Annotated in this window: 11 protein-coding genes and 4 pseudogenes; 3 read left to right on the top strand and 12 right to left on the bottom strand. The window is 71.0% G+C overall.

Going from position 1 to position 21,633, the window contains the following annotated elements; translation table 11 throughout:
- Positions 1–410: IS256 family transposase (locus tag K228_RS0118965; RefSeq protein WP_029723760.1), on the bottom strand; the 410-nt coding region annotated here is incomplete at its 3' end.
- 132 nt (positions 411–542) lie between these two features.
- On the opposite strand from K228_RS0118965, the gene cas2e reads away from it, so the two are divergent.
- Entirely contained in the window at positions 543–884 is a 342-nt protein-coding gene (gene cas2e / locus K228_RS0118960; protein WP_025619856.1) for a type I-E CRISPR-associated endoribonuclease Cas2e, read from the top strand.
- 305 nt (positions 885–1,189) lie between these two features.
- Here cas2e and K228_RS25865 read toward each other — a convergent pair.
- From K228_RS25865 to K228_RS0118915, 9 genes and pseudogenes are all read right to left on the bottom strand, one after another.
- Positions 1,190–1,615: pseudogene (locus K228_RS25865) on the bottom strand (methylaspartate mutase); the annotation flags it as partial.
- Positions 1,597–2,643 (bottom strand): annotated as a pseudogene (locus K228_RS27475) (condensation domain-containing protein); the annotation flags it as partial. The pseudogenes K228_RS25865 and K228_RS27475, both read right to left, overlap by 19 nt.
- A pseudogene (locus tag K228_RS25855) lies at positions 2,640–7,180 on the bottom strand (amino acid adenylation domain-containing protein). The pseudogenes K228_RS27475 and K228_RS25855, both read right to left, overlap by 4 nt.
- Before the next feature lie 119 nt (positions 7,181–7,299).
- Complete coding sequence (locus K228_RS0118940) at positions 7,300–9,174, bottom strand: non-ribosomal peptide synthetase (protein WP_025619853.1); 1,875 nt, start codon at positions 9,172–9,174, stop codon at positions 7,300–7,302.
- Entirely contained in the window at positions 9,171–10,082 is a 912-nt protein-coding gene (locus tag K228_RS0118935; RefSeq protein ID WP_025619852.1) for an LLM class flavin-dependent oxidoreductase, read from the bottom strand. The genes K228_RS0118940 and K228_RS0118935 overlap by 4 nt, the downstream gene beginning before the upstream one ends.
- Positions 10,079–11,446, bottom strand: coding sequence for a flavin monoamine oxidase family protein (locus tag K228_RS0118930; RefSeq protein WP_025619851.1), 1,368 nt, complete (start codon positions 11,444–11,446; stop codon positions 10,079–10,081). Before K228_RS0118930 ends, K228_RS0118935 begins: the two co-directional genes overlap by 4 nt.
- Positions 11,443–12,413 (bottom strand): annotated as a pseudogene (locus tag K228_RS25850) (aromatic ring-hydroxylating oxygenase subunit alpha). Before K228_RS25850 ends, K228_RS0118930 begins: the two are co-directional and overlap by 4 nt.
- 831 nt (positions 12,414–13,244) lie before the next feature.
- Positions 13,245–14,465, bottom strand: a complete 1,221-nt coding sequence (locus tag K228_RS0118920) for an MFS transporter (RefSeq protein ID WP_025619850.1) — start codon at positions 14,463–14,465, stop codon at positions 13,245–13,247.
- The gene (locus tag K228_RS0118915) at positions 14,462–15,049 is read right to left on the bottom strand and encodes a winged helix-turn-helix domain-containing protein (RefSeq protein ID WP_025619849.1); all 588 of its coding nucleotides are present in this window, start codon (positions 15,047–15,049) and stop codon (positions 14,462–14,464) included. Before K228_RS0118915 ends, K228_RS0118920 begins: the two co-directional genes overlap by 4 nt.
- A 342-nt stretch (positions 15,050–15,391) precedes the next feature.
- Between K228_RS0118915 and K228_RS0118910 the strand changes: the two genes are divergently transcribed.
- Together K228_RS0118910 and K228_RS0118905 are read left to right on the top strand one after the other, a co-directional pair.
- Positions 15,392–17,995 carry a valine--tRNA ligase gene (locus K228_RS0118910; protein ID WP_025619848.1) on the top strand — a complete coding sequence of 868 codons (2,604 nt, stop codon included), beginning with the start codon at positions 15,392–15,394 and terminating at the stop codon, positions 17,993–17,995.
- A gap of 411 nt (positions 17,996–18,406) precedes the next feature.
- Positions 18,407–18,748 (top strand): HIT family protein, encoded by a 342-nt coding sequence (locus tag K228_RS0118905; RefSeq protein ID WP_025619847.1) that lies wholly within the window; start codon positions 18,407–18,409, stop codon positions 18,746–18,748.
- 193 nt (positions 18,749–18,941) lie between these two features.
- Here K228_RS0118905 and K228_RS29660 read toward each other — a convergent pair whose 3' ends face one another.
- Together K228_RS29660 and K228_RS0118895 are read right to left on the bottom strand one after the other, a co-directional pair.
- Complete coding sequence (locus K228_RS29660; RefSeq protein WP_245603516.1) at positions 18,942–19,496, bottom strand: DUF6745 domain-containing protein; 555 nt, start codon at positions 19,494–19,496, stop codon at positions 18,942–18,944.
- A 486-nt stretch (positions 19,497–19,982) separates the two neighbouring features.
- Positions 19,983–21,623, bottom strand: coding sequence for a hypothetical protein (locus K228_RS0118895; RefSeq protein WP_025619845.1), 1,641 nt, complete (start codon positions 21,621–21,623; stop codon positions 19,983–19,985).
- Positions 21,624–21,633: the final 10 nt, after the last annotated feature.

The following is a 21,633-nucleotide window of genomic DNA, read 5'->3' as shown; positions in this document are numbered from 1 at the left end:
GTGAGGCCTTTGGCATACAGCGACAACACGACCTCGTCGACCCCCGACAGGCGCCGCTGCCGCTTACGGACGATCTGCGGCTCGAACGTGCCCGCCCGGTCCCGCGGCACATCGATCTGCACCGGGCCGTTGCCGTCGGTCACGACCGTCTTCGACCGAGTGCCGTTACGGATGTTGCCCGACCCGGCACCGGCCTGGTCGTGCTTTTCGTAGCCGAGGTGCTCAGTCATCTCCTCGTTCAACGCGGTCTCCAGGACCGTCTTGGTCAGCTGCTTGAGCAGCCCGTCCGGGCCCGTCAACGACAGCCCTTGTTCCTTGGCGGCTCGGACCAACTCGACGGCGGCTTTCGCCTCCGCTGTCGACTCGGGCCGCTTCTTACGTCCGGTCTGATCGTTCAGCGTCACGGTCATCACGGCACCCTCCTCACCAGGCACAACGCCTGGCAGGTCAGGCCGGAAACACCGTTAGATCCACACTCCCGGATCCAGAGATGGGAGCCATGCCGTCCGGAGTCAACTACAGCTCAGACCCCTGGGACTAGCATGGCTTCCCTTGTCGTTCTGGCAACCACCGCCGTACCCGATCACTTAAGAGGCGCACTCAGCCGCTGGATGATCGAAGTAACACCCGGCATGTTCGTCGGAACGCTCTCCGCCAAAGTCCGCGACGAGCTATGGAACGCAGCAAGCGGCGTCGTCGGCGACGGCGCCGCCGTCCTCATCCACCCAGACGACACCGAACAAGGCTTCTCCCTACGGACCGCAGGAGAACGCAGACGCCGTCCGGTCGACTTCGACGGCCTCACCCTAGTAGCCATGAGCCCCAAAGAACACCACGACGACGCCCCCACCCCAGCAGAAACCATCTGGCCGGAAGGCTGGTAAATCCGCAGGTCACTAAGTGTCCTCACCACGCACGTGGGGGTGCTCCGCTGGGCCGCCTTCTGGCACGACTCCGCAGTCTGTCCTCCCCACGCACGGCTTCTGGAGGCGATACATGATCGAGCCTGTGCAGATCTGCTGGGCCGGCGGGTGAGAGCATGCCGTCGCTGGGCTCCCGCGCCCTGGCCACCGCGCCGATGGCTCTGTGGATTTCTGCACCCGCGATCCAGCCACCGCCGAACCGGACTCGCCTGAATGGCTCACCTTCTCGGTGGCAGGTCCGCTGTGGTGTGTGGTCCTGCCACCGATCAGCGAACGGCCACAGTCGAGTCGAAGCGGTCCGCCACGTAGTTCAGCATGCTGGTCAGCTCCTGCGCGCCGACCGCATGCCCGGCGGGACGTGGCCCGTCGATCGGTAGGGAGCCGACATGTGCCCACTCCAGCCGTCCGTCGGGGCCGACCCGGCTCCTGGTCCGGCCCTGAGTGTCCGGGTGCAGGCAGTACGGTACGTCCAGCAGGCCGCGCCGGAAGGCGATGTGCAGGGCGGTGCCCAGGTCCGGGTCGAGTGACCGGACCGCGTCGATCATCGTGCGGGCCTCCTCGTACAGCCCGGACTCCGACGGCGTCCAGGGGTGGCGGCCGGCGGCCCGCATCTGCTGGGAATACCGGACCTCGCGCTCGGCCCGTTCCACGGCCGCGACGTTGTCGGCGACGTCCGGGATCCGGACCGACTCAGCACCTCGTCGAAGCTGGGCCGGCCGGTCAGGTCCAGCCGGACCGGCACCATCCCGGCGAAGAGGCCGACCACCGATTCGAGGTCGGTGCGCCCGCGACCGGCGACCGGTACGCCGACCGCGAAGTCGTCCTGGCCGGTGAGCCGGTGCAGGAACGTGCCGTACGCGGCGAGCAGCACGGTGAACGGTGTGGTGTCGTGGGCTGCGGCCAACCGGCGGACGGCCGCCCCGGTGGCGGCGGGCAGCTCCCGCCGGACGCTGTGCGCGCGCCAGTCCCGGTCTGCCGGGCGCTGCCGGTCGCCGGGAATCTCCAGGTCGGGCAGCCCGGCGAGCCGCTGCCGCCAGTACCGGAGCTGGTCGTCCAGCGCACCGGCGGCGAGTCGCCCGTGCTGCCACGCGGCGACGTCACGGAAGGCCGGTGCCGCCACGCCCGCCGGGAGTTCGCCGGCGTAGGCCCGGGCCAGGTCGGCGAGCAGCAGGCCGCCGGACCAGCCGTCCAGGACGATGTGGTGGACGGTGACGAGCAGGACGTGTTGCTTGGCGCCGATCCGGTGGAGACAGGCCCGCAGCAGCGGCCCGCGTTCCAGGTCGAGGGGCTGTTCGGCGGCGGTACGCAGCGCCTGCGGCAGGTCGGCCTCGGTGACGTCGATGACCGGCAGCGCGACCGGTGCCGCGGGAGCGGCCTGCTGGACTGGTTCGCCGTCCGGCCCGAGCCGGAACACGGTGCGCAGCGCCTCGTGTCGGGTCGTCACCGCGTCCAGTGCCGCGCGTAGCGCGTCCACGTCGAGCGGGCCGGTCAGCCGGACGGCGAGCGGCACGTTGTACAGCGGCGTCCCCGGCCGCAGTTGTTCGGAGAACCAGATGCCGGCCTGTCCCGGCGCCAGCGGCACGGGTCCCGGCGGCTGGACCGGTAGGCCGCCGCCGTGCGCCGGGCCCTGGCGCAGACGGGCGCCCGCGCGAGCGACCCGGGCCCGGACCGCCTCCAGGCGCGGGTCCGTCTCGGCGCGAGGCAGCTCTTCGATGGTCATGCTGTGCCTTCCTGCGTGTCGGAGACGAGGGCGCTCAGGACGGATTCGGCGACGGCGGCCACCGTCCGGGTGGCGTACAGCTCGGTCAGCGAGAATTCGATGTCGAAGCTCTCGCGGAGGCGGGCGACGAGCTGGGTCGCGCGCAGGGAGTGCCCGCCCAGGTGGAAGAAGTCGTCGAACACCCCGGCGGGTCCGTCTGCAGGACCGTGGCGAACAGGTCCGCGACGAGCTGCTCCAGGTCATTGCGGGGTTCCGTGCGGTCGGTACCGCGCAGGCCGTTTCGCCGCGGATCGGGCAGGGCCTGCCGGTCCACCTTTCCCGCCGTGGTCAGCGGCAGCCGGTCGAGTTCGACGAAGAGGGCCGGGACCATGTACGACGGGAGCGTCGCAGAGCAGAAGCGGCTCAGCGCGGCGGTGTCCAGGCGGTGCCCGGCCTCCGGCACCACGTAGCCGACCAGGACGCGTTCTGCGCCGGGCTCGGGTGTGAGGTGGTCGACGACGGCCGCGGTCTCCACACCGGGCGCCACCGCGAGCCGGGCCGCGACCTCACCCGGTTCCACCCGGTGGCCGCGGATCTGCACCTGGTCGTCGGCCCGACCCAGGAAGTCGAGGCGCCCGTCGGGCCGGGCCCGAACCAGATCGCCGCTGCGGTACATGCGTTCGCCGGGGACCACCGGGTCGGGCAGGAACCGCTCGGCGGTCAGCGCGGGCCGCCCGAGGTACCCGCGGCTGAGGCACCCGCCGATGTACAGCTCGCCAGTGGTGCCGGGTGGCACCGGCCGCAGGGCGTCGTCGAGCACGTGCACTCGTGCGCCGTACCGAGGGCCGCCGATACCGACGACCTCCGTCTGCGCCTCCGCCAGGGTGACGTCGACGGCGGTGGCGGTGATGGTGGCCTCGGTCGGGCCGTACGTGTTCACCAGCCGGCACCGCGGCGCCCACGCGAGCCAGCGTCGGGTGACGTCACCGGATACGGCCTCACCGCCGAGAACGAGCAGCCGGAGCAGGTCCGGCGGCGGCGCGTCGCCGCAGCGGTTGACGACGGCGGACCAGTAGGCGGGCGCCAGTTCCGCGACGGTCACCGCCGTGCGTCGCAGCAGCTCCGGGAACTCCTCCGGCTGCCACAACTCGTCCGGGCGCAGCACCACCGTGGCGCCCACCGTCAGTCCGGGCAGCAGTTGTTCGAGTGAGGCGTCGAACGAGTGGCTGGCGAACTGCAGGACGCGGTCGGCGGCGGTGAGCTTGTACGCCGCGGCCATCGCCCGGCAGTGCCGCGTCAGCATGCCGTGCAGCCCGATGACGGCCTTGGGACGGCCGGACGTTCCCGAGGTGTAGATGAGGTACGCCGGCTGCTGGAGGTCCACCGCGGGCAGCGGGGCCGCGCCGGCGTCCGGGCCGGTGACCGGGATGATGCCGTCGGGCAGGGTCAGGCCGCCGTCCACGACGGCGAACCTGGTCCCGGAGTCGAGTAGGAATGCGCATTTGCGTTCGGCCGGCAGGGCCGGGTCGACCGGCAGGAAGGTGCCACCGGCGCGGAGCACCGCCAGCAGGGCGACCACCGAGTCGACGCCGCGCGGCAGGTGCACGGCCACCGGCTGCTCCGGCCGCACGCCGAGGGCGACCAGCCGCCGGGCCAGGCTTCCGGCCCGCTCGGTCAGTTCCGCGTAGGTGAGCCGGTCCGCGCCGCAGACCACGGCTGTGGCCGAGGGGGTGCGCGCCGCCTGCTCGGTGATCAGGACATGGATCGGGCGGTCCGGTTCGTCCGCGGGTGTCTGCGCGTCCCACGGGAGTATCTCGGGACCGCCACCGTCCAGTTCGCTCACCCGCACGTCCGGGTTGGTGGCCGTCTGTTCCAGCACGGCCAGGAAGCGGGCGGCCAGTTGCTCGGCCGCCGCAGTGGTGAACAGGTCGGTGGCGTACTCCATCGTCGCGCTTAACCCGCCGTCCGCGTCCAGTTCCAGGTCGGCGGTCAGGTCGGCGGAGGCGCTGAGCCGGGGGAGCGCGGCCTCGCGGACAGTCAGGCCGGCGACGGCTACCGGCGTCCGGTCCACGTGCCGCACGTCAAACAGCACGGTGAACGGACTCTCGGCCGGCAGGTCACCCCGGCGGCGCAGCTCGGCCAGCAGTCCCTCCACCGAGCAGCCGGGGACCGCCCGGCCCGGCGCCGACCGGACCCGGCCCCGGGAGTACCGGTGGGTGTCCAGGTCGCCGGTGCGGACGGTCTCGATCAGGGACCGCATCGTCGGGTCCGCGGACTGGTCGACCGGGCGCGGGACGGTGTCGATGAAGAAGCCCACGACGGTCTCGCCGTCCGCGTGCAGGCGGTCGGCCAGCGGCGTGCCGACACACGTGCGGGGGGTTCCGGTCCAGCGGGACAGCAGCGCGTGGAAGCAGGCCAGCAGCACCACGTTCGGGGTGGTCCGCGAGCTTGCCGCCAATCGGCGCAGCGCCGCCGTGGTGCCGTCCGGGACGGTGACGGTGAGCGTGGCGCCGCGCCCGGTCTGCGCCGCCGCTCCGGGGACGTCAACTGGCAACTGCGGTGCGACGGCTCCGGCGAGCCGGCGGCGCCACCAGTCGAGCCGCTCCGCGGCCGGCTCGTCCTCCTCGGCCACCCGGGCCAGCGTGAAGTCGCGGAATGACACTGGTTCGGGCAGGGCCGGGCCGTCCCCGCCAGCGGCCTCCTGGTACAGGTGCAGTAACTCGTCGCGCAGGACGTCGAGCGACTGGCCGTCGGCGGCGACGTGTGCGACGGACAGCAGCAGCACATGCCGGTCGTCTGCGGTGCGGACCAGCAGGACCCGGGTCAGTGGCCCGGCGGCGAGGTCGAACGGGCGGGCGAGCTCGTCCGCCAGCCGGTCCGTCAGCGCGGCGGCCGGGTCGGCCGCGCTCCGGACGTCGGCGTACCGGGGGATGATCGCAGCCGGGCGACTCGCTGTCCAGTGTGGATGGCCGTGGGCGCCGGCGACGATGCGGGCGCGCAGGGCCTCGTGCCGGGAGACCAGCCCGGTCAGCGCCTCGGTCAGGGCGGCCCGGTCCAGCGGGCCGTCCAGCGACAGGGCCAGGGGACACGCGTGCTCGGCGGAGTCCGGCCGCAGCTGGTGTGCCGTCCACATCCGCTGCTGACCGGTGGTCAGGGCGAAGTCCGCAGGCGCCGAGCGCCGGGACGGAACCGGGCCGAGCGGTGCCAGCAGCCGCAGGGCACCAGACGGTGCGACGGCGAAGGCGTTCACCCCGGCGTCGGCGTCGGCGGCCACCGCCGTCAGCCCGCGCGTCAGTGTCTCGCTCAGGGCCTCGATGCCGGCCGGGTCGAACAGCCCGGAGTCGTACTCCAGGAACGCGGTCATCGCGCCGGCCTCGTCGGCGACGTCAAGCAGCAGGTCGAACTTGGCGGTCGCCCGGGGCACCGTGACCGGCTCGACCGAGATTCCCGGCAGGTCCAGCGTCTCGCCCACGGCGTTCTGGTAGTTGAAGCCGACCTGGAACAGCGCGGTCCCGGTCGGGGTCCGTCGCGGGCGCACCCGGCGGACCACCTGGTCGAAGGGGATGTCCTGGTGGGCGTAGTTGTGCAGTGCGGTCCGGCGGGTGTCGGCCAGCAGGGCGGTGAACGGGCTGCCGGGCACGACGCGGACCCGCTGCACCACCGTGTTCACCAGGTAGCCGACGACATCCTCGCTGCCGGGAACCGACCGGGTGGCGACCGGTGAGGTCACCGCCACGTCCGGGCTGCCGCTCCAGTCGCTCAGGGTGGCCTGCAGCGCCGCGAGCAGCACCATGTAGACCGACGAGCGGGACGTCCGGGCCAGCGCACGGATGCCGTCCGCCGTATTGGCCGGGATGACGAAGTGGATGGCGGCGCCCGCGCCGCGGTGATGCCGGTGGCGGGGCCGGTCGGTGGGCACGGCCAGGTGCCGCAGCCCGGCGAGCCCGTCCGCCCAGTACCGCAGGTGCTTCTCGGCGTCGAGCCCGGCCAGGCGCTCGTTCTCCTGCCGGACCAGGTCCGGATAGGCCAGCTCCGGTCCCGTCCAGGCTGCCCCCTCCTGGTACGCCGTGCCGAGGTTGCGCAGCAGGATGCCGGTGGACCAGTCGTCGAAGACGATGTGGTGGACGTTGAACACCAGGACCGCGTCGTCGGGACCGAGGCGCAGCAGCCGGGCCCGCGCGAGGGGCCCGTTCGCCAGGTCCAGCGGCTGCCAGCCGAACCCCGCGGCGGCGGTCCGGGCCGCCTCGACGGTGCCACCGGTCAGGTCGACGACATCGAGGTCGAACAGGGCGTCCGGGTCGATCTCGTGCCACGGCTCGCCGTTCTCGTCGACCGCGAACCGGGCGCGCAACGCGGCGTGCTGGCGGGCCAGTGTGTCCAGAGCGGTCCGCAGCCGCTGCTCGTCGAGCGGGCCGCGCAGGCGAACCGCCACCGGGACGTTGTAGGCGGGGGCCGCGTCCTCGAAGATCTCGGCGAACCAGATGCGCTGCTGCCCGGGGGTCAGCGGCAGGCGGACGGCCTGCTCGGTCTGCGGCGGCGTCACGTTCTGCATAGTCATCGGCTCACCTGTTCGGCGGGCGCGCGCCGGCGTCACCACTGTCGGTAGCTGATGCCGGTCTTCGCCCGGGGCGGTCTCGGTCACGTCGTCCTCCTCGTGCGGGAAGCGGGCGTGGAAGGTCAGCGGGCAGGGTCCTCGACCGCGGCGGCGAGACCGGCGACGGTGGGCTGTTCGAGTAGGTCGAAGTAGGTGAGCCGGACGCCGTGCGCGCGCTGGATCGCGTGCAGGGCGCGCGCGGCGAGCAACGAGTGCCCGCCCAGTTCGAAGAAGTCGTCGTCGACGCCGATCGGGTCGACCTTCAGCAGCTCGGACCAGATCCCGACGATGCTGGTCTCCAGGTCTCCCCGCGGTGCCCGGAAGGCGGCGGTGCAGTTGCGGCCCGCCACGGCGGGTCCGTGCAGCGCGGACCGGTCCACCTTCCCGGTCGGCCCCAGCGGCAGCTCGTCCAGGGCGGTGACCGTGTGCGGGATCTGGTAGGCCGGCAGCGCGTCGCGGAGCCGGTCCTGCACGTGCGCGACCAGGGCCGGTCCGGCCGGTGCGTCCGGGGCGGTGACCACGAAGGCCCGCAGCCGCTTGGTGCCGTCGTCGTCGGCCTGCGCCACGACCGCTGCCTTGCTGATCTCCGGCAGCCGGGTCAGGGCGACTTCGACCGCGCCCGGTTCCACCCGGAACCCCTGGATCTTGACCTGCTGGTCGGCGCGGCCGAGGAACGTGAGGGTGCCGTCCGGTTCCCAGCGGGCCAGGTCGCCGGCGCGGTACATGCGGACCGTGGTCGCGTCCGGTCCGGGCAGGCTCAGGAACCTCTCGGCGGTCGCGTCCGGGCGGCCCAGGTAGCCGCTGGCCAGGCCGTCGCCGAAGGCGTACAGCTCGCCGTCCTCGCCCACTGGGACCGGCTGGTGCCCGGCGTCCAGGAGCGCCACGCCGGTCCCGCTGACCGGCCGCCCGATGGGGACCGGCCCGTCGATGGCGGCCGGGCCGTGCACGGTCCAGCAGGTGGTGAAGGTGGTGTTCTCGGTCGGACCGTAGCCGTTGGTGAAGGTGAGGTGCGGGTGCGCCGCGAGTAGGCGACCGACGAAGTCGGGCGACAGGACGTCCCCACCGGCGAGCAGGTGCCGCAGCCCGCCGAGGGCGTCGAGCCGGGTGTCGACCATGTGGTGGAAGAAGCCGGCCGTCAGCCACAGCACGCTGACCTGCTCGTCTGCCAGGACCTCGGCGAGAGTGTCGGGGGTGGTGCGGCCGGCTGGGTGGATCGCCAGCCGGCCCCCGAGGGTCAGCGGGGTCCAGATCTCCAGCGTGGACGCGTCGAAGGCGACCGGCGCGAGTTGTAGGAACACGTCGTCGGTGGTGAACGACGCCCAGTCCGGCTGCTGTACCAGGCGGGCGACCGCGCGGTGCGGGACGCACACGCCCTTCGGCTCGCCGGTCGACCCCGAGGTGTAGCTGACGTACGCCCGGTCTTCCGGGGTGACCGGGGTGGCGGGCACCGGGTCGGTGACCGGTTCGGCGAGGAGCCGGTGCAGGTCGGCTATGGGTGCACCGCAGGCGCCGGCGGTGCCGGGCAGGGACGGATCGGCCAGCAGCAGCACCGGGTCCGCGTCCGCGACGAGGGTGGCGAGGGCGGCCGGTGGGGCGTCGTGGTCGAGGACGAGGTACGCGCCACCCGTCTTGAGGATGGCCAGAAGCGCGACGATCAGCCGCGGGGACCGTTCGGCCAGCACCGCGACCACCCGATCCGGTCCGGCTCCGCGCTTGACCAGGTGTGCGGCGAGCGCGGTCGCGACGGCGTCCAGTTCGGCGTACGTCAGCCGGTCTGCGCCGCTGGACACAGCCACCGCGTCCGGGGTGCGGCGGGCCGCCTCCGCGACGAGATCGTGGATACACCGGGCGGGCGCCGGTGGGGCGGGGTGCCCGCTCCACGAGCGGATCGGTTCGGGCCAGGGGCTCGGGTCGGCGCTGCGCGGCTCAGCCGGACGAGCCGGCGACGTGATGGTCATACTGGGCTCCGATCGTTGTCGGGCGGGCCGGCGTCGAGCCAGCCGGTCAGTTCCTTGGGGGATCGGCGCCAGGGGTCGAACGCCTCGATGCGCCAGGTCGCCCCGGCGGCGGCCAGCAGGCCGGTCCGGTCGGCGGCCTGCCCGGTGCCGGGCCGGCTGCTGTCCAGGGCGACCACCTCGTACGGGCGGTCCGGGGGCTGCTCGGGTGCCAGTTCGGCCAGGCGGGTCAGAATGGCCGTCAGCTCCGCCGGTTCCGGGCCGCGCAGGTGCCCGTGGTCGTCGCGGACCATGGGGGCGACCCCGTCGAACCGGGCGGCGCGGCGCAGCGCTCCGGTCCGCGAGGCGGGCCAGGTGGCGGCACTCCAGACGGTGACGGCCGGGTGGCCGTGCCGGTCGGTGCTGCGGGGCGTCGGCAGGAAGGTGGCCCGGTCGACCCGGTAGTGCTCGCCGGTGTGGCTGAACTCGGTCCCGCGCCACAGGCCGGACAGCACTCGCAGCGCCTCGTCGAGTTTCGCGGCCCGGATCCGCAGCCCAGCGGGTTCGCCGAACGCCCCGAAGTCGAGGTCCGGTTCGGCGCCCAGTCCGGCCCCGAGCACCAGCCGCCCGGCGGACAGGTGGTCGAGTGTCGTCGCCTCCCGGGCCACCTTCCACGGCCGGCGCCGGGCCAGGGGGGTCATCAACGGGCCGCTGCGCAGCCGGGTGGTGCGGGCGAGGATCGCGGTGACGACGGTCCACGCGTCGGTCATCGGGAGGCGCAGTTCGCGGGCGAACATCAGGTGGTCCCAGAGGAACAGTCCGTCCCAGCCGGACTCCTCCGCGCGGACCGCGACGTCGACCAGCCGGGCCGGGTCGGCGTAGTAGCCGGCGTTCGGGAGCAGGAGCCCGTGCCGGACGCCCGGAGCGCTCACCGCGGTACCCGTTCGCCGGATCCGGCCGGGCGGGGGATCCGCCGGACGAGAGCGTTCGCCGAGCGGACGGCGCCTTCGAGGTGGCCGAAGAAGTACGGCGAATGCTCTGCACCCACCCGGTGCAGGGGACCGTCCGGGTCGCCGGGGGATCGGGCGTCGAGCCAGGCCCCGGGAGTGGGCACCGCCGCGTAGCAGCCCTGGACCCACGGCTGCCGCTGCCAGTCCTGCGCGGTGACGTGCACGGGCGCCAGGGCCGGGGGTCCGAACCAGTCCGCCAGCCGGGCCGTGAGCCCTGCCCAGGTGATCCGGCCGGCGCGGTAGGCCCGGGCTTCCGCCCCGGTCAGGAATCCGACCAGGACACCGAGGCCGTCGCGCCCGTTGGAGTCGTCGACCAGGAAGCGCAGCGGTGCCCGGTCCGCGGTGACCCAGCCGCTAAGCCCGCTGTCGCGCCAGAACGGCGTCCGGTAGACCAGGTGGATCTTCACCACCGAGCCGCCGGTGGATGCCGGCACCGGCGACGCGGCCGCGCCCGGGATGGTCACTTCGACGGCTCGTTCCGGTGCCGGGCCGATCGCCAGGACGACCCGGTCGCAGTCGGCGACGAAGCCGTCGGCCTCCACCCGGATCGCGCCGGTGGTGGTGGCGTAGATGCGGCGGACCGGGCGACCGGTCCGCACCGGGCGGTCCAGCCGGGCGGCGAGCCGTTCGCTGAGTCCGGCGGCTCCACCGGCCAGGCGGAACTCCTGGGCGCCACCGGCGAAGGCGGTGAGGAAGTCGAGACCGCCGCCGGATTTGACGTAGAAGAGGAAGTGGAGCAGGGACACCTCGTCCGGCTCCGAGGCCAGCATCTCCCGCACAATCTGCTCGATCAGCAACGTGGTTGCGGAGGTCATCCGCTCGGTGCTCAGCCACTCGTGCACGGTGATCCGGTCCTGCTGCGCCGCGTCCGGTGACGAGCCGGGCGAGTGGAGGTCGACGGCCTCGGTCAGCTCGTCGATGCGGTCCAGGGCGAGGCCGAGGGCCAGAGCGTTGAAGGGCGCGTCGGCGTCGGCGTCGTCGTCCCGGTACCGGCGACCGGACAGGTCGAACAGTGCGGCGCCGGGGGCGACAGTGCGCTGGAGCGGTACGCCCAGCCGGTCGGCCAGCTGCCGGATCTCGGTGTGCTGGTTCCCGATGTACGCACCGCCGCAGTCCAGTTCGAGTCCGAGCGGCGCCGCCTCCGTGCGGGTGCGTCCGCCCAGCCGGTCGGATGCCTCCAGGACCTCGACGTCGTGCCCGTCCGCGGTGAGAGCCTCCGCGGCGCACAGACCGGACAGACCTGCCCCGACGACGACGACGCCGGTCCGGACTCGCATACCGGTCACCGCTTGGTCCACAGCGGTCGGAGCCGGCTGTCGTTGCGGTACGCGTCGGCCAGTGCCCGTAGGAAGGTGTGCAGCTCCTCCTCGTGCGAGGCGAGCGGGCCGGCGATGTATCGCGGATCGGAGACGCCCCGCTGGGTGGACGAACAGGCGTCCCAGTCCTGCTGATTGGTGGTCTTCCAGAAATCGATCGCATAGTCCGGCGTGAACCCGGTGCTGGTCAGCAGTTCTTCCGGGAAGAACCATTCGCGACTACCCGCGTGCGATCCTGAGCGACCGGGTCGAGGCGATGGGTGACCACGTAATCGTGCATCGCGGTGACGAAGAGACCGGGTAGCACCGCGTAGTAGCAGACCTGTCGCGCACGATTCTCGTCGAGCTCAGGAAAGGTCCACTCCGGGCCCTTTCCATCGAGGGACATGCTCGCCGCGGAATTCTTGAGATCCAGGGAACCGCCAAGCCACATCCCGGTGCTGGCGAATCCCTCACCGTTAACAGTCCGCTGGACCTTGCTGAGTTCGGGATGCGTACTGGGGCAGTGGTAGCACTCCAGGTAGTTCTCGACGAGGAGTTTCCAGTTGGCGTGGACGTCGTAGACCTCGGTGCCGACCTGTTTTAGGGTGCCGAGATGATAGGGCGCGAGGATGTCGGTGAGATTGCCGAGGGATTCGCCGAAGTCGTCCGCGTCCCCGGAGTGGTTGACGAACAGCCATCCGTTCCATTCGGTGGATCGAACCGGGAGTAGGTCCATGCCCTGCGGGTGTCGCTCGGCGGCGTCCTCGAACCGCGGCGCCCGGCGCAGTTCGCCGTCCAGGCCGTAGACCCAGGCGTGGTAGGCGCACCAGACCTGGGCGCGTCGAATCGTGCAGGCGGGGGCGACCAGCTCGTGCCCACGGTGGCGGCAGGCGTTGACGAAGACGTTCACCCCGTCGCCGGTGCCGGTGATCAGGATGTTGCGCCCGGCCGACATGACGGCGGCCTGGGTGCCCTTCTCGGCGAACTCGGCGACCCGGCCGACCGGCAGCCAGCCCTGCCCGAAGAGTCGCTCCAGCTCCCAGGCGAACAGGTCTTCCGACGTGTAGGCGAGGCCAGGAAAAGCGCGTGCGTCCTGCGTTTCGGCTATTATCCGATCGATCGTATCGGATCCACTATAATTGGGTGTTGCCCCATTTCTGGGCAGCGTCGAGCGCATATGTTTCACCTTTACCGAGACGGGTCGACGGTCAGGGGAATGGCGCAGCGCTAAGCGCGCCGGGGTCGGCCGGTCGCGCTCAGCTACACGAAATATTAATCATCTAACCGGTGATTATGCGAAAAACGTATTAATTGAGGTATGGGGCAGATCTGCCGAGTTCGTAAAGTTCGGCCCGCCGCCAGCACATTGCGATTCCCTCCCCTGGTGCGTGGCCGTGAAGTTGGGATGATTATTTACCACTGTGAGTCCGTCTTAAAGGGCATGTAATTCTCTTCATAATCCCTTATTAAGTCTTGACTGCAGGGCTTCGGCAAGGTAAAGATATGGCGGTTGTGGGCGGATGGGATCATGGTGATATATAGACAGAGACGAATTTCTGCTGATCACCCAGGTATCGGTGGGTCCTCGCGTACCGGCCGGCAGCGGGGGCGGGCGGCGGGTGCACAGCGTGGAGGGGAATGCCCTGCGTGGCAGTGGCCCGGCCGGCGCCCAGGCGCACCTGCTCGCCGTGCTCGACCAACACACCGGAACGGTCCTGGGCCAGGTCGACGTTGACGGCAGGGCCAACGAGCTGACCCGCTTCCAGCCGCTGCTGCGGCCACCTGGCTACCCTGCCGAAGCCCTGGCCTTGACCATTGGAATTCCGCCGTGGACAGCGTGGACCTGTCCCCGGCCACGGAACAGTAGTGCCGCGAGCGCGGGAAGGATGGCGGCGACGGCGATCGTCGCCCCCGGCCCAGTGTTGGTGACCAGCACTCCGCCCGCGGCGTAGGCCAGGGATCCGGCCACCCCGTTCGCGGACGCCAGCCAAGCGAACGCGGTCAGCCGATGCCCGCCCGTCAGGTTCTCACTCAGATCGGTCAGCAGTGCCGCTGCCGCCGGGGTGATGAACACGCCGGCGAGAAACGCCAGCGGGTACAGGGCCGGAGCGGACCGGGCGGCGAGCAGCAGGGCGAATCCGGCGGCGCTGCCAATCAGTAGCAGCCGCACCTGTCGGCGCGCCGGTGCTCGCCACGACCGCGACCCGTACCACAATCCACCCACGACACTGCCCGCCGCCCATGTCGCGAGCACTGCCCCGCTGGCGGCCGACGAGGTGAATTCGACCGCGACCGCGATCAGGGCGACCTCCACGAGGCCGATCGCGGCCATCTGGACCGCCGCCACGCTCAGCCACGGGGCCAGCCGGATCAGCATCCGACGGTCCGTAGCCTGCTCCTGCGCTTCCGGCGACGGGACGCGACGCTGCTGGGTCAGCAGGGTGGTGGCACCGGCAACCGGGAGCAACGCAGTACCGGCCAGGGCAGCCGTCGGGCTGCTTAGGGCCACGACCAGCCCGACGAGGGCGGGCCCCAGTACGAACAACACCTCGGTGCCCACGGTCTCCAGGCTGTACGCGGCGATGCGTTCCTGCGGGTCGTCGATGGTGGCCGCGATCGTGGCGCGCAGCGTTGCGCTCAGCGGAGGGATCGCCGCGCCGGCCAGCACGACACCGGCCCAGAAGTTCCACGACTGCCACGGCAGGACGATGACGAATAGGCCGGCGCTGGTCAGGATCCCGGCGATCAGCAGGACGACGTTGCCGTAGCGCTCGGCCAGCCGGGCGATCAGCGGCCCGCTCAGGCTCGCGCAGAGACCGTAGGTGGCGGCGGCCGCGCCCGCGATGGCGAACCCACCGTGCCGCTGGTTGGCCAGCAGGAGGATGAGCAGCGGTGCCATCGTCTGGGCCAGGCGTGCGACGAGCGCGCCGATCAGGGCGGCCAGGATCTGCCGGTTCGCGACCACTGCGGCGTAGCGGCGCAGGCCCGTCGTCTCGGTCCCGCTCAATCGGCAGTCTCCGTCCCGGGCGCGGTCTGGGGGAAGCCGCGCACGGCCAGCCGGACCGGGCTGCGTCCGTCGCGGCGGGTCCGGCCCGCCTTCTCGACGTGGCTGCGGGTGACCTCCTCGACCGCCTCGCCCCAGGCTTTGAGTTCGGCGGGTGTCATGAGGGCGGTTCGGGTGTGCACGGTGGTGCTCGCTGCCCAGTCACCGTTCTCTGCCTGCCGCGACGCCAGGAAGCTCAGGAAGAGGCTGTGATCGTGCCGGGCCGAGGCGTCGATCGCGTCCGTGCGGGCGCTGTCGGACTCCGCGCCGCCGGTCTCGCCCGGCGGGGGCATCTGTACCTCGTCGAAGCAGCGTCGCCAGGGTCGCTGCCGGGTGTCTTCGGCGAGCGGATGGCCCTGCTCCACCAGGCCCTGGCGGGCGAGTACGTGCAAGTGGTAGGAGCAGGACTTGGGCGAGAGCCTGAGCTGCACCGCGCATTCCGAGGCGGTCAGCTGGTCGTGGACGCGGAGCAGATCCAGGATCCGGAGCCGCGTGGGATGAGCCAGCGCGCGCAGCCCTTCGACATCCGTGAGAGATGTGGAAGACATGTTCCGAATCTAGCATTGGTCGGGGACCCGCGTTGGCGCCATGCGCCGCACTCTGGGCGCAACCGGCAACCGGCAACCGGCAACCGACGGCCCGGGTTGCGGCGTATGATTGGCGGACCCTGGCGCCGGAGGCGTCAGCGCATCGATCGGCACAGTACGCCCGGAAGGAGTGCGGAGATATGATCATCATTCGTCGCCGGCCCTTGCGAGTACGCCGAGTACCCGTCGCCTGACGGGCTCCGCTGCAGACTTTTCCTTCGGCGCCCGCGCGCGCCCCCGCGGTGTCACCGCACCCGCGCGCCGGCTTCGCCGTTTCCCCAGCCGGAGAGGCGTACTCCTGCCATGTCCACCGACCAGTGCACCCACGCGCGCCCTGACATCCCGACCGCGGCCGGCGCCCCCGCCGCACCGCCGCCCTACGACCACATCGCGGTCGAGCGGGCGGCCCGCGAGCTCTGGGAAAGCCACGACATCTACCGGTACGACCCGGCCGCGAACGGGCCGGTCTTCAGCATCGACACCGCACCGCCGTACGTGTCCGCGTCCCACCTGCACGTCGGACACGCCATGAGCTACTCGCAGCCCGACTTCGTCGTCCGCTACCGGCGGATGCGTGGCGACCGGATCTTCTATCCGATGGGCTTCGACGACAACGGCCTGCCCACCGAGCGGTACGTGGAGCACAAGCACGGAATCCGGGCGGCCGACATGCCGCGGGCCGAGTTCGTCGCGCTGTGCCTGGCCGAGACGCGGGCGACCACCGGCCGATACGCGGACCTGTGGCGCCGCCTCGGCCTGTCGGTGGACTGGTCGCTGTCCTACTCGACGATCGACCAGCGGTGCCAGCGTACCGCCCAGGCGGCCTTCGTCACCCTGCACGCCGCCGGCCACGTGCGGCGGGCGACCGACCCGATCCTGTGGTGCCCGGAGTGCCGGACCTCGCTCGCCCAGGCCGATATCGACGACCTGTCCCGCACCGGGAGGATCCACGACATCCGATTCGCACCCGGCCCCCCGGAGCCCCCGGTCACCGCCGCGTCCGGAGGGGGCGCGTTCGAGGCGGCCGGCGATGACAAGGCGACCTTCCTTACCATCGCGACGACGCGGCCGGAGCTGCTCGCCGGCTGCGTGGCGCTGTACTGCCACCCGGCCGACGACCGATACGCGGCCCTGATCGGTGGGACCGCCCGGGTGCCGATCTTCGGCCACGAGGTGCCGATCCGGGCCGACGAGGCGGTGGATCCCGGCTTCGGTACCGGCCTCATGATGGTCTGCTCGTTCGGTGATGGGGAGGACGTGATCCGCTGGCGGCGCGACGGGCTCGACCTGCGCATGGCCCTCGGCCCGGACGGGCGGCTCACCGATGTCGCCGGCGAGTTCGCCGGGCTGCCGGTGGCCGAGGCTCGGACCGCGGTCGTCCGCCGGCTGGCGGAGTCGGGCGCGCTCGGCGCCAGCCGGTCCCTACGCCAGGTGCTGGGCGTGCACGAGCGGTGCGGCACACCGGTGGAGTTCCAGATCCGGCCGCAATGGTTTATTGCGGTGCGGGACAAGCGGGATGCCCTGCTGGCCCGGGCCCGGGAGTTGACCTGGGTGCCGCCGTTCATGCGCCGCCGGCTGGAGGACTGGATCACCGGTCTGAAGTGGGACTGGAACATCAGCCGGCAGCGGCACTACGGGGTGCCGTTCCCCGTCTGGTTCTGCGCCGACTGCGACCGGCCGATCCTGGCCGAGCCGGACGCGTTGCCGGTCGACCCGCTCAGTGCCGCGCCGCCGGTGGCTGCCTGCCCGGAATGCGGCGGCGCTGAGCTGCGGCCGGACACAGACGTAATGGACACCTGGATGACGTCCTCGCTCAGCCCGCAGATTCACGACGGCTGGGCGGCCCGCGGCCGGCCCGGGGACGGGCCGCTGACCCCGATGAGCCTGCGCGTGCAGGCGTTCGAGATCATCCGCACCTGGCTGTTCTACACGATCGTGCAGTCGCACCTGCTTGCCGACCGGTTGCCCTGGACCGCCGCCATGATCTCCGGCTGGGGGCTCAACGAGCAGGGCAGGAAGATCTCCAAACGGGATCTCGAGGCCTCGGCCACCGCCGACGGATTCAACCGGTACGTCCCCGACCAGGTCATCGAGCGGTACGGGGCGGATGCGCTGCGGCTCTGGGCGGCCCGCCCCCGGATCGGCAACGACCTGCGCTATCACGAGAAGGACGTGCGGACCGGCCGCAAGTTGGCGGTCAAGCTGTGGAACGTGGGCCGATTCGTCGGGTCGTACGCCGCCGATCCGGCCGACCCGCCGGCGCTCGCGGCGCGTACCGCGGTGGACCGGTGGGTGCTGTCTCACTTGGCGGACGCGGTCCGCGACACAACGGGTGCCTTCGAGGAGTACGACTACGCGCAGGCGTACCGAATCGCCTCGACATTCTGCTGGTCAATCCTCTGCGACCGGTACATCGAACTGGTGAAGATCCGGTTTACCAGCCCTGCGGAGCACACCGACGCCGAACGGGCGGCGGCTCGGGCCACGCTGCGCGAGGTGTACCGGACGGTGCTCGGACTACTCGCCCCGTTCGCACCGTTCATCACCGAGGACCAGTACCAGCGGTTGTTCCGGACCGGCGAGGGTACGGTGAGCCTGCACCTGACCCAGTGGCCGGGCATACGTCCCGAATGGACCGAATCGGCCGGGTCTGCGGCCGACCGGGCCGCGGTGGACCGGCTGGTGACCGTGCTGGATGCGGTGCGGGCGTCGCGTACCCGGCACCGGCTCGGCGGAGGTGCGTCGATCGAGGCGCTGGTGCTCGACGCCCGCACCCCGGACGCCGCAGTGTTGGTTGCCGAGATCGCCGAGCCACTGCGCGCGGCGTCCCGGGCCCGGGCGGTGCGTTGGGCGCCGGCTGACACGGCCAGCGGTGTCGACGACCTTTACGTCGACATCGAGCCATAGCGAAAGGACAGGCCCCTAGTCGACGCAATTGCAGTGACCAGGGGCCTGTCCCTGCCCACGCAGCGATCTTCTTCGCTGCCGGCGGCGTGGTGCCCCACGAGCAAGAGCCCTCGAGAAGCAGCTGAGTGGCCGGTCCGCCGTGGCGGCGGCCGGGGTGATCCGACTGGCTTTCGGGACGCAGGCCTGAGTCGCCGGGCTGGCTGCGTCCCCGACGGAGAGTCGCACGGGTCGATGCGGGACCGGGGTGAAGCACGACTCGCCTATTGCGGTTCGCCCACGCTTGCCGCGGGTGGCCTTTGTCCGCGGCCGGCTTCGTCACGGCTCACATCGTGGTCGATCCGGGTGCTACGGTCACTGCCTTTGAAGATCAGAAATGAGTCGTGAACCTGGCTCCGTGAGGAAGTGTGTGCGATGACCGAGGATTTCTACTGCGACGAGGCGCTCAGTGGCCAAACGAAAGTGGCCGTGGTGGCAGAGACTGAGGAGGTTCTTGCCTTCGAACACACCAAGCCCTTCTGGCCGGTGCACATCGTCGTGGTGCCGAAGCGGCACGTGCCGTCTCTGGTTGACCTCGGCGATGCCAGTGTGGATCTCTTGCAACGCGTTCTCGAGGTGGTCCGCCAGGTCGCCGGCGGGGTTGAGCGGGAGCAGGGTGCTTGCCGGGTGCTGACCAACCTCGGTCGGTATCAGGACTCCAAACATCTGCACTTCCACGTCTGTAGTGGACCTCCGCTCCGGCCCGACACGGCATAGGGGCGGCGAGCGGTCTGTGCTTTCGCAAGCGGCCGCGGGCAGGGGTGGTGTGGGTGAGTTCGAACCCTGTCTCCGTTGATGAGCCGTGTTCTAGCTGGCTCCTGCCGGCGCGCGGCTGTTTCGAGGTCCGCCGGGTGTGGGGCGACTACCGGCCCGGACCGGGTTGTCCGTCCCCGCCGATAGTCGCCCTGGTTCACCTGGTCAGTAGTGGTTGCCAGCCGTCGCGGTGTCGAAGGCCCTCGGGTTGCAGTCGGACTTGGTCGTGCACTGTCCCGAAGACTGGCTCAGTTCGCACCGACTGGGGTCGGTCGGCCACGACACAGACGGTCTCGCCCGGCCACCACCAGCCGCAGGAGCGAGCTAGACCGGCCCAGATGTCGAGGTGTTCGGTCGCCTCCGGCCCGTACCGGGCAAGATTGAGCCGGCGCAGCACGTCGTAGTAGGCGATCCAGCACGCCTCCTGCTGCCCGTACCAGCACGCCGGCATTGGGCCGTCGGCTGCGAGAGCGGCTCGCACGGGTAGGTAGTAGCCGTGCGCGAGGCTGCGGTGCAGCGCCGTTCGCACGCCCTGGTGCAGCACTACGGCGAGTGGAACGCCGTTGTTGAGCGCCTGGTGCGGCGCCAGCTCGGGCCATGGTTGTGTGGTCTTGCTTCTCCGCAGGGGTGACAGCTCGGGGTCGGTGTGCGTGACGCCTGCGCTCAGTGCGCCGCGTAGCTGGGAGGTGATCATGGCAATATCGCTTGCCACCGACGGTGTCTCGCGTGGCCGGGGATCCCGGACGCGTTCGAAGAGTTGGTCGAGGGTGGGCCAGCCGGCGGTCCGAGGCCGAGCCTGATTCGGGGAGTCGACCCACTCGAAGCGGGGTCGCGGCCGGGACGTCCGGGCGTAGATATCAGCGAGGCAGCGCTCAGCGGTCGACCTCTCGGCCAGCTGGGTGGACAGAGCGTGTTCTAGCCATTCCTGACGGATCGAGCTGGCCTGCTGCCACAGTTCGTGGGGAGAGCTGTGGCGAGCGGTCTGTTGAGGATTCGCGGCGCCGTCGTGCCGCGCGGGGGCGCTCAACGCGCCGGGGCGTCGCCGCCCTTCCAGTGCGAGATCATGCGACGACTATGGCCCACCACCCAGCACCGGTGCAAGGTGGTTTGCCACCGCCGGACCGGTGTCTCCGATGGGAACGCGCTCGTCCAACGTGTTGTGCCTACGCCAGCGACATACAGCGGGTCCGCCTGCGGATCAGGGCCAGCTCCGCAGGTAGCCGCTCTGCCCGAACAACACGCCACGGTCCAGGAAGAGATTGAAAAATCGGCACGACGGCTCACCCAGGTGCGTGCAGGCCGCACAAGCGCCACTGCCGATCCCGCACCCCGGGTCCAGTGGGCAACGGTGCTCCGCGGCAACGAACGCGGTCAACAGGTCGTCGAGGTTCGACTCGAAGACCGCCTGCATGCCGCCGAGTACGAAATCGCTCCGGGTGGCCGGGTACAGGAAGAAGCCGAGATGATGGGGCACAAGATACTCGCTGAGCGCGTCACGTTCGATGCCGGAGAAGACGGCGGTCTGTCGGATGAGCCGGTGGGCGTAGGTGTGAATCAGCTTCAGCACGTCGGCTCCGGTCGACTCCACCCGCGGATCGTCGCGCTTGTCGGGAACCAGGGCTGACTCGAGGATGGCGACTCGGGCCATGACCGGGTCGGTGCAGTCCGGCGTCCACCCCGGCAGCCGGCGACCGCGACCGGCCAGCCACGTTGCGACCCGGATCGGGTCGAGCCGGACCAGGAACGCCTCGGTCTCGGCGAGGTTGCCGTAGAGCCGGTAGCCGCCCCACTTGCGCCGGAACGGCACCAGCCGACACTTCGACGGATCGTCCTCGCCCCGCGTGTAGCCGTACATGGCGTTCAGGATCGGGAACCTGTCGACGAGGTCGAGCCCGTCGATGCCGGCCCGCCGCAGGGCCGGCGGGTACTTCTCCCGGTAGCGTTTCTCGAGTGGGTCGTCGGGGGTCGGCAGGCGCAACGCCGTCGTCGGTGTGCGACTCTCGGCCAGGGCCATCGCGATGTCGACGGCCTCCCGCTCGACCACCGCACGTCGGGTCGGGGGAAGCCGGTCGACCGGGTGGTCATCCACCCCGGCCAACTGGCCAGCCTGCGCGGTGGGCGGGACCACCTGCAAACCCTCGACCACCCAGATCAGGGCCCTGCGCGTACCGCCGGCGCGGTTGAGGTTCTCGCGATGCTCGGGCCGAGCCGGGTTGATCAGGACCATGCCCCGCGGCACATAGACCATGCGGGCCTTGTGCACGTTCCAGCGCACGGTGCCGGCACCGCACCCGCACTTCTTGTGGAAGCCCAGCCCCTGCATCGTCGGCGTGTCACAGACCGGGCACACGAAGCGAATATCCGCGGCCTTGGCGCTCCTCGGCACCACCACCCGTACGTCGTCGTGCTGCGGGCATCGCCGGATCCAGGGTTCGGTGATCGCTCCGCACTCGTGCACGCCGACGAAATGGAGCTGACCCCAGCTCCGTTTGCCGCACTTGCAGCGTGCCTCCGCGGACCGGCCGATGCGCTTACAGACCCGACACAGCCATATTCGCGGATAACTCTCGACCGTCACGCCACGGCGCTCATCCAGCTCGACGACCTCCACCGGTACCTTGCGTAGCAGCTCCCCGGCCATGCCGCCGTCGGTGTCGTTGGCGGTCCACGCGCCGATCTCGGTCAACAGACTCCACCGCACCACGTCGGAGTCGACCTCGATCGGGTTTGGGGTCGACCATTCGTTGACCCGGTAGATGGCGCCACGCAGGTCAACCGTCTGTGCCGGCAGGAAGGTGCGCAGGATCTGGCTGCCGCTACGGGAACCCAGTTTCGTCATGTCCTCCGCC

The organism is Salinispora cortesiana (genome assembly GCF_000484695.1).
Lineage (GTDB): Bacteria > Actinomycetota > Actinomycetes > Mycobacteriales > Micromonosporaceae > Micromonospora > Micromonospora cortesiana.
The sequence above is the reverse complement of the archived record's forward strand: the minus strand, read 5'-3'. Positions and strand labels throughout refer to the sequence as shown.